Source organism: Methylopila henanensis (genome assembly GCF_042681025.1).
GTDB lineage: Bacteria > Pseudomonadota > Alphaproteobacteria > Rhizobiales > Methylopilaceae > Methylopila > Methylopila henanensis.
This window is the reverse complement of record NZ_JBHUER010000006.1, coordinates 122,492-130,677: the sequence shown is the minus strand read 5'-3', so window position 1 is coordinate 130,677 and position 8,186 is coordinate 122,492. Positions and strand designations below refer to the sequence as shown.

The 8,186-nt window shown below is 68.2% G+C and carries 6 protein-coding genes; 1 reads left to right on the top strand and 5 read right to left on the bottom strand.

Annotated elements, in window-relative coordinates:
- Positions 1–682 precede the first annotated feature (682 nt).
- The 5 genes from ACFSCV_RS09690 to oxc form a co-directional block, all read right to left on the bottom strand.
- Positions 683–1,099 carry a DoxX family protein gene (locus ACFSCV_RS09690; RefSeq protein ID WP_378799317.1) on the bottom strand — a complete coding sequence of 139 codons (417 nt, stop codon included), beginning with the start codon at positions 1,097–1,099 and terminating at the stop codon, positions 683–685.
- Between the two features lie 217 nt (positions 1,100–1,316).
- Positions 1,317–2,249 (bottom strand): methionyl-tRNA formyltransferase, encoded by a 933-nt coding sequence (locus ACFSCV_RS09685; RefSeq protein WP_378799315.1) that lies wholly within the window; start codon positions 2,247–2,249, stop codon positions 1,317–1,319.
- Positions 2,250–2,289: 40 nt separating this feature from the next.
- Complete coding sequence (locus ACFSCV_RS09680; RefSeq protein WP_378799313.1) at positions 2,290–2,610, bottom strand: hypothetical protein; 321 nt, start codon at positions 2,608–2,610, stop codon at positions 2,290–2,292.
- Positions 2,611–2,684: 74 nt separating this feature from the next.
- On the bottom strand, positions 2,685–3,962 hold the full coding sequence (gene frc, locus ACFSCV_RS09675; RefSeq protein WP_378799311.1) for a formyl-CoA transferase: 1,278 nt from the start codon (positions 3,960–3,962) through the stop codon (positions 2,685–2,687).
- A gap of 195 nt (positions 3,963–4,157) precedes the next feature.
- Positions 4,158–5,933, bottom strand: a complete 1,776-nt coding sequence (gene oxc / locus ACFSCV_RS09670) for an oxalyl-CoA decarboxylase (protein WP_378799309.1) — start codon at positions 5,931–5,933, stop codon at positions 4,158–4,160.
- Between the two features lie 617 nt (positions 5,934–6,550).
- On the opposite strand from oxc, the gene oxlT reads away from it, so the two are divergent.
- On the top strand, positions 6,551–7,879 hold the full coding sequence (gene oxlT, locus ACFSCV_RS09665; protein ID WP_378799307.1) for an oxalate/formate MFS antiporter: 1,329 nt from the start codon (positions 6,551–6,553) through the stop codon (positions 7,877–7,879).
- Positions 7,880–8,186: the final 307 nt, after the last annotated feature.

Below are 8,186 nucleotides of genomic sequence, written 5' to 3'. Positions count from 1 at the left end.
GAACAGGAGCCCCAAACCCCCGCAGCAACCCCTTGGCCTGGTACTCATGTATGTTCATCGGCGGCTCTCGATTTGGACGACGTCAGGACAGCGGCCAGCCGGGCGAACGTCCCCCGCCACGCTTTCGCGGGCGGAGGACGCCGTCCCGATCGGCCGATGGAGGAGGCGGCCGTCAGCCTTCGAAGGCCGGCGGCGCGCCCGAAGCAGGCGCATGCGCGGCGCTTCGACCGAGGTCCGAAGCGGCGCGGGCAGAGACGATCAGGCGTACTACTGCCGCATATCCGGCCGAAGCTCGATCATCTTTTCGACCAAGGCGCCCCGGCGGCGACGGCCGGACCGCCGCCGCCGGAACGCTCCGGCGTCCCCCCACAGGACTTCCGATCTCTCTGGCATTTGGAATGCCATGGTCCTGGGCTGTCAAGCGAAACGCCCCTGCCGCGCCGCGTCATTCGTCGCGGCGACGCAGCATGATCCGGGGCGGCGGATGCAGGTCCGACGCCGCTCATCGGGGCGATCGCGCAGGGATGACGAAGCTACGGGCAACAGGCTCGGCGCTGTCGCGCTCATGAGCCTGAACGTCTCGGATTGCTCGCACCGTCAGGCCCGCGCCTTCGCGCGAGCGCGGCATCGGACATGGATGGTCCGGTCAAGCCGGACCATGACGGCGCGCCCGCGCGCGGCGTCAGCGCTTGCCGTAGAGCACTTCGCGCAGCGCCGGGCTGCGGATCCAGAGCCCGGCCCACAGCACGGCGCCGACATAGACGCCGAACAGCGTGTGGGTGAGCAGCGGACTGCCGATCCGTAGATGGGTCGCGACCGCGCCGCCGAGATAGGCGGTGAGCAGGATCGCGCCGAACACGGCGGACTGCGGGTTGGCGTAGAGCAGCGTCGCCGCGATCTGGATCACGCCGAGCGTGCGCAGCAGCCAGGGGTCGGTCGGCCAGCCGAGCGCCTGCATCGTGTCGGTCACCGGCTGCAGCGGGACCAGCTTGATCGCGCCGTCGGCCAGCAGGAACAGGATGGCGAGGCCGCTCAAGGCGCGGCCGCCCCAGGCCGCCAGCGGGCTGCGGCCTTCGGGCGGGGGCGGCGAGGTGGTCATGGGCGCGCTTTCGCTCGGGGGAAATCGGTCCTCAGATGAGAGCAAAGCCCAGCGCGGGTTTCTGTAGGGTTTAGAAGACGTGGCGCGTGACCGGGCTCAAGCGCGCCGTCATGCCCGCGCCTCCGCGGGCATCCACGACTTCCGTGGAGCTTGACGTCCAAGTCGTGGATACCCGGCTTCGCCGGGCATGACAGCGGCGGATACGCCCGAGCCTGCGTCAGACGCCCAGCCGCACGCCGACCGCGAGGTTGGCGGCGGTCGCCCATTCGCCGGCCGCAGCCTTGGCCCCGCCTTCCGGCTGCACGCGCGTGACCCGGAAGCGGCCGTCGGCGCAGACCACGAGGAAGCCGTCGGGCCCGACGGCCGCAACCTCGCCGAGCTTGCCGGCGATGTCCTTCGGGGTCTTGGCCGGCAGCGGGGTCGCGTCGAGGATCTTGAGCGTCTTGCCGTCGAGCGTGGTCCAGGCGCCGGGCGAGGGGTTGCAGCCGCGGATCAGCCGGTCGATTTGGCTCCAAGGCTTGCCCCAGTCGATCTTCGCGTTGGCCGCGCGGCAGAGGCCCTCGTAGGTGGCCTTGTCCTCATCCTGCTTTATGCGCGGAGCCTTGCCCGCCTTCACCAGATCGACCGCCTCAAGCATGGCCTCGACGCCCATCGGGAACAGACGGTCGAAATAGACCGAGCCCAGCGTGTCCTTCGGGCCGATCGGCGTGGTCTTGGTCAGCAGCACGTCGCCGGTGTCGAGGCCGTCGTCGGGCCAGAAGATCGACAGGCCGGTCTCGGTCTCGCCCTTGATGATCGGCCAGTTGATGGCGGAGGCGCCGCGATAGGCCGGCAGCAGCGAAGGATGGTACTGGATCGAGCCGTGGGTCGGGATGTTCAGGAAGCTCGACGGCACGAACAGCGTGACGAAGGCCATGACCTGCAGGTCGGGCTTCAGCGCGCGGAACGCTTCGGCGACCGCCTCGTCGCGATAGGACGAGGGCTGGCGCACCTCGAGGCCGGCGGCGATCGCCGCCTCCTTCAGCGGGTCGGCCTTCTGGCCGTCCTTCTCCGGCGCGACATAGACCGCGACGACCTCCTCGCCGCGGGCGAGCAGCGCCTCGAGGACCGCCTTGCCGAAGGCCTGCTGGCCGTGGACGACGATGCGCATGGGGTTTCTCCCTTATTTTCCGACGATGCGGCGGCGGCGCCTAGAAACCTAGACAGCTTAACGGTGGCAACCCATCGGCCAACGGCCGCCGGGTCCGTTGTACCCTAAAGCGTCCGTCCCGCACCTCGCCGGTCCGGTCGCCGATCCGCACGAGAGGGGTGATGACCTGCTTTTCATCTCGGCACGCGTGGACGGCGATGAAGACGCCGGGCGGAATCGTCGCAAGCTCGTCGGCTCCGTAGACGATGACCATCGGCGTCTCGGACACCAGCGACAGACGCTCGACCGTGACAGCCGACGCGGCGAAGGCCGCGCTTCCCGCCACAATGACGGCGGCCGCGATCCACGCCCCCGCCCTCATTGTCGCGCCCCTCTGAAACGAAAGGCCCCGCCGTCCTGAGACGGCGGGGCCGGAAGATCAGCTTGGCGCGAAAATCACTCGGCGGCGAGCTTCTGGATCTGGCCGACGGCGCCCGAGCCCTCGATCTCCGCGATCTCGGCGTCGGAGTAGCCGAGCACGCTGCGCAGGATCTCGTCGGTGTGCTCGCCGAGCAGCGGCGAGCGCTCGACCTCGACCGGGCTGCCCGAGAGCTTGATCGGGCTTCCGACCGTCAGGTACTTGCCGCGGGTCGGGTGATCGACCTCGACCACGGTGCCGGTCTCGCGCAGGGCCGGGTCCTCCGCGATCTCCTTCATGGAGAGGATCGGGCCGCAGGGGATGTCGTACTTGTTGAGGATGTCCATGGCCTCGAACTTGTCGTGCTTCATGGTCCACGCCTCGATGCGCGTGAAGATCTCGTTCAGGTGCGGCAGGCGCGCCTTCGGCGTGGCGTAGTTCGGGTCGGTCTTCCAGCCCGGCTCGCCGATGATGTCGCAAATCGGCTCCCACACCGGCGCCTGGGTGATGAAGTAGAGATAGGCGTTGGGATCGTGCTCCCAGCCCTTGCACTTCAGGATGCGGCCCGGCTGGCCGCCGCCCGAGTCGTTGCCGGCGCGCGGGACGGCGTCGCCGAAGGGCACGCCCTCGCCGAATTGGCTGTATTCGCGCAAGGGCCCGCGCTCGAGGCGCTGCTGGTCGCGCAGCTTGACGCGGCAGAGGTTCAGCACCGCGTCCTGCATGGCGCAGTCGACGCGCTGGCCGACGCCGGAATGGGTGCGGTGGAACAGCGCCGTGACGATGCCGAGCGCGAGGTGCAGGCCGGTGCCCGAATCGCCGATCTGGGCGCCCGTCACCATCGGGATGTCGTCGCGGAAGCCGGTCGTCGAGGCCGAGCCGCCGGCGCACTGCGCGACGTTCTCATAGACCTTGCAGTCCTGGTAGCGGCCGGGGCCGAAACCCTTCACGGAGGCCAGGATCATGCGCGGGTTGACCTCCTGGATCTTCTCCCAGGTCAGGCCCATGCGGTCGAGCGCGCCCGGCGCGAAGTTCTCGACCAGCACGTCGCATTCCTTCACGAGCCGCCAGAGCACTTCCTTGCCCTTGGCGTTCTTCGAGTCCAGCGTGATGGAGCGCTTGTTGTGGTTCAGCATCGTGAAATAGAGGCTGTCCACGTCCGGGATGTCCTGGAGCTGCTGGCGCGTGGCGTCGCCGGCGCCGGGGCGCTCCACCTTGATCACGTCGGCTCCGAACCAGGCGAGAAGCTGGGTGCAGGTCGGGCCGGACTGAACGTGGGTGAAGTCCAGGACGCGGACGCCCTCAAGAGCCTTGCTCATGTCATGTTCCCCTTGCGAGACATATGCGGGCGCGCGGGCGTGACCCGTCGGCGCCTCGACGCCATGAGCCCAGATGACGGCGCTGGGGGCCCGTCGTCAATGAGGCTCTGGTATTAGATATACATGGAGATGCGCCCGCCCCGAGGGCCGGAGCCGTCGGGACGGGCGCGAACGAAACGCCTCAAGCTTGGCGCTTCACTTCTTCTTCTTCACCACGCTCTGCGGGTTCAGGCTGCCGATGTTGCCGCTCTCGCTGCCGGCTTCCGGGTCGATCTCGGCGTTGATCAGGGTCGGCTTGCCGGAGTCCATGGCCGCGTCGACCGCGCGCTTCAGCTCGTCCGGGGTCGTGACGTTCACGCCGACGCCGCCGAAGGCCTCCATCATCTTGTCATAGCGCGAGCCCGGCACGAACACCGTGGTGCCCGGATCGCGGCCGGTCGGGTCGACGTCGGTGCCGCGGTAGATGCCGTTGTTGTTGAAGATCACGATGCAGACCGGCAGGTTGTACCGGCAGATCGTCTCGACCTCCATGCCGGAGAAGCCGAAGGCCGAGTCGCCCTCGACCGCCAGCACCGGCTTGCCGGTCTCAACGGCGGCCGCGATCGCGAAGCCCATGCCGATGCCCATCACGCCCCAGGTGCCCACGTCCAGGCGCTTGCGCGGCTGGTACATGTCGATGACGCCGCGGGCGAGGTCGAGCGTGTTGGCGCCCTCGTTGACGAGGATCGCGTCCGGACGCTCCTTGATGACCTGCTTCAGCGCGCCGAGAGCGCCGTGGAAGTCCATGGGCGAGGCGTTCTTGCCGAGCTTCGCCGCCATCTTGGAGATGTTGGCTTCCTTCTTGGCGTTGATCGTCGAGGTCCAGTCGGAGGGGACGCCCGGCCAGCTCGAATCGATGCCGGCGAGCAGGACCTTCACCACCGAGCCGATGTCGCCGACGAGCGGGGCCGCGATCTCGACGTTCGAGTCCATCTCGCGCGGCTCGATGTCGACCTGGATGAACTTCTTCGAGCCGGGCTCGCCCCACTGCTTGCCCTTGCCGTGGCTGAGCAGCCAGTTCAGGCGGGCGCCGAGCAGCAGCACCACGTCCGAGTCCTTCAGCACGGTCGAGCGCGCCGCGCCGGCCGAGAGCGGATGGGTGTCGGGCAGCAGGCCCTTGGCCATGCTCATGGGGATGTAGGGGATGCCCGAACGCTCGACGAGCTCGCGGATGTCGTCGTCGGCCTGGGCGTAGGCCGCGCCCTTGCCGAGGATGATGAGCGGGCGCTTGGCGGACTTCAGCAGGTCGAGCGCGCGCTTGACCGCCGAGGGGGCCGGAATCTGCTCGGGGGCCGCGTCGATCACCTTGACGAGCGAGGCCTCGCCCTTGGCGGCGTCGAGCACCTGGGAGAACAGCTTGGCCGGCAGGTCGAGATAGACGCCGCCCGGACGGCCCGAGACCGCGGCGCGGATGGCGCGCGCGACGCCGATGCCGATGTCCTCCGCGTGCAGCACGCGGAACGCCGCCTTGCAGAGCGGCTTCGCGATCGCGAGCTGGTCCATCTCCTCGTAGTCGCCCTGCTGCAGGTCGACGATCTCACGCTCGGACGAGCCCGAGATCAGGATCATGGGGAAGCAGTTGGTGGTGGCGTTGGCGAGCGCGGTCAGGCCGTTCAGGAAGCCCGGCGCCGACACCGTCAGGCACACGCCCGGCTTCTTGGTGAGGAAGCCGGCGATGGCGGCGGCGTTGCCGGCGTTCTGCTCGTGGCGGAAGGAGATGACGCGGATGCCTTCGGCCTGCGCCATGCGGCCGAGATCGGTGATCGGAATGCCAGGCACGCCATAGATGGTCTCGATGCCGTTCAGCTTCAGCGCGTCGATGACGAGGTGAAAGCCATCGGTGAGCTCGGGCTCGGCCTGGACCTGCGCGTCCACGACAGGGGCGAGAGCCGCTTCTTCCGGGTGGACCTTCAATGCCGTGACAGTGGACATGGGACGTATTCCTCCAGAGTGCTTTTTTTGGCGCTTCCGGCCGCCGGGCGGCCCGCAGTCCCGATGCGGCCGTCTTGCGGGGCCGCTCGCTTCGCTTCGCGTGGACGTGGCTCTTCGGCCCTGGAGTCCCCGCTTTCCGCTCCGACGTTCGGCCGGATCGCGGACGGGGCGGGCGGCGGCCTTCGCGCGCCTCGCCCGCAGTTCCATCCGCTCCGACCGGTCGCGCCGGCCTTTGAGGTCGGCCAAAAACTGGCATGCCAGATACAAAGCTGTCAACGAAATCAGCGCTCTCCGGCGTCACGATCGTTGCTGCAGCGCAAGAACGCCAAGGGATTCCGGCGTCTCGTCCCAGCCCGTGACGCCGCTTTGGCATGCCAGATGCCAATCATCCTTATCCTTTCGTCCTATGCGGCAGCAGCGCGCATAAGACATTGCGTCGCACCTTCTATCGATATTGCAATAGCCTAGCTCGATCGCCCGATTTTGTGTCGCAACGCAGCATTTCCGCGCTGCGGCGCACGCCCTCTTGCGCCGCTGGCATTTCGGACACCAGGATGACGAACTCGTGAGCGGGCTGTGATGACCGTTACGCGAACAAGAAAACACGAGGGTAGGAAATGACATCAGCGCTTGGAGCCGGCGAACCCGGCCAACGCGTCAGCGACGCCTATCGCTGGACGCAGCTCGTCATCGGCGTCGTCTGCATGGTGATGATCGCCAATCTTCAGTACGGCTGGACGTTCTTCGTCCCCGACATTCAGGCGAAGTTCGGCTGGGATCGCGCCGCGATCCAGTGGGCCTTCACGCTGTTCGTGCTGTTCGAGACCTGGCTGGTGCCGGTCGAGGGCTGGTTCGTCGACAAGTACGGCCCGCTGGTCGTGGTCGCCTTCGGCGGCGTGCTGTGCGGCGTCGGTTGGGTGATCAACGGATACGCGACCTCGCTGACCGGCTTCTACATCGGCCAGGTCATCGCCGGCGTCGGCGCGGGCGCGGTCTACGGCACCTGCGTCGGCAACGCGCTGAAGTGGTTCCCGGACAAGCGCGGCCTCGCCGCCGGCATCACCGCGGCGGGCTTCGGCGCGGGCGCGGCGCTGACCGTGGCGCCGATCCAGTCCATGATCGCCAATTCCGGCTACCAGGCCGCCTTCATCTGGTTCGGCATCGGCCAGGCGGTGGTCATCTGCGTGATGTCGACGCTGCTGCGCGGCCCCAAGGCCGGCCAGACGCCGAAGGTCGCCGTCAACGCCGCCAACATCCAGAGCCGCCGCGACTACCGCCCCGGCGAGGTCGCCCGCCAGCCGATCTTCTGGCTGATGTACTTCATGTTCGTCATCGTCGGCGCCGGCGGCCTGATGATCACCGCGAACCTCAAGCCGATCGCGGCCGACCTGCACATCGACAAGATCCCCGTCACGCTCGTCGGCCTCACCATGACGGTCGTGACCTTCTCCGCCACCATCGACCGCGTCCTGAACGGCCTCACCCGCCCGTTCTTCGGCTGGATCTCCGACAAGATCGGCCGCGAGAACACCATGTTCGTGGCCTTCGCCATGGAAGGCGTCGGCATCTACATGCTCTACCTCTGGGGCCACGACCCGGTGTGGTTCGTGCTGCTCTCGGGCTTCGTGTTCTTCGCCTGGGGCGAGATCTACTCGCTGTTCCCGGCGACCTGCACCGACACCTTCGGCTCGAAGTTCGCCGCCACCAACGCCGGCATGCTCTACACGGCCAAGGGCACCGCGGCGCTGCTCGTGCCGCTCGCGAACTACCTGCAGCAGGCGCAGGGCGTGTGGGACGGCGTGTTCCTGATCGCCGCCGGCGCCAACATCCTCGCCTCGCTGCTCGCGATCACCGTGCTGAAGCCCTGGCGGCGCAGCGTGGTGGCGAACGCCCGCGCCGAGGCTCCGGTCGCGGCCTCCGGCCCGCACGGCGTGCCGGCCGAGTGACCTGATCGCTGCGGACCCCGGACGGGCGCTCTCCCACGCCCGTCTCCCGCGGCCACTCCGCCCCCCGGCGCCCGCGCCGGGGGGCTTTTCGTTCGCGGCGCGCGCAAAAGGCCGGGGAACCAAAGTTCTATCCGTTCGCCCCAAACGCGTTGTCATGGTCCGGCTTGACCGGACCATCCATGTCTGGCGTCGCACTCGACGCTCAAGACGGGTCCTCCGGTCAAGCCGGAGGACGACGCGCGGACAGGACGGCGCTCTATCGGTCGGCCATACGGCTCGACTGCATCGGGCGCGCTCCAGCAAAAAA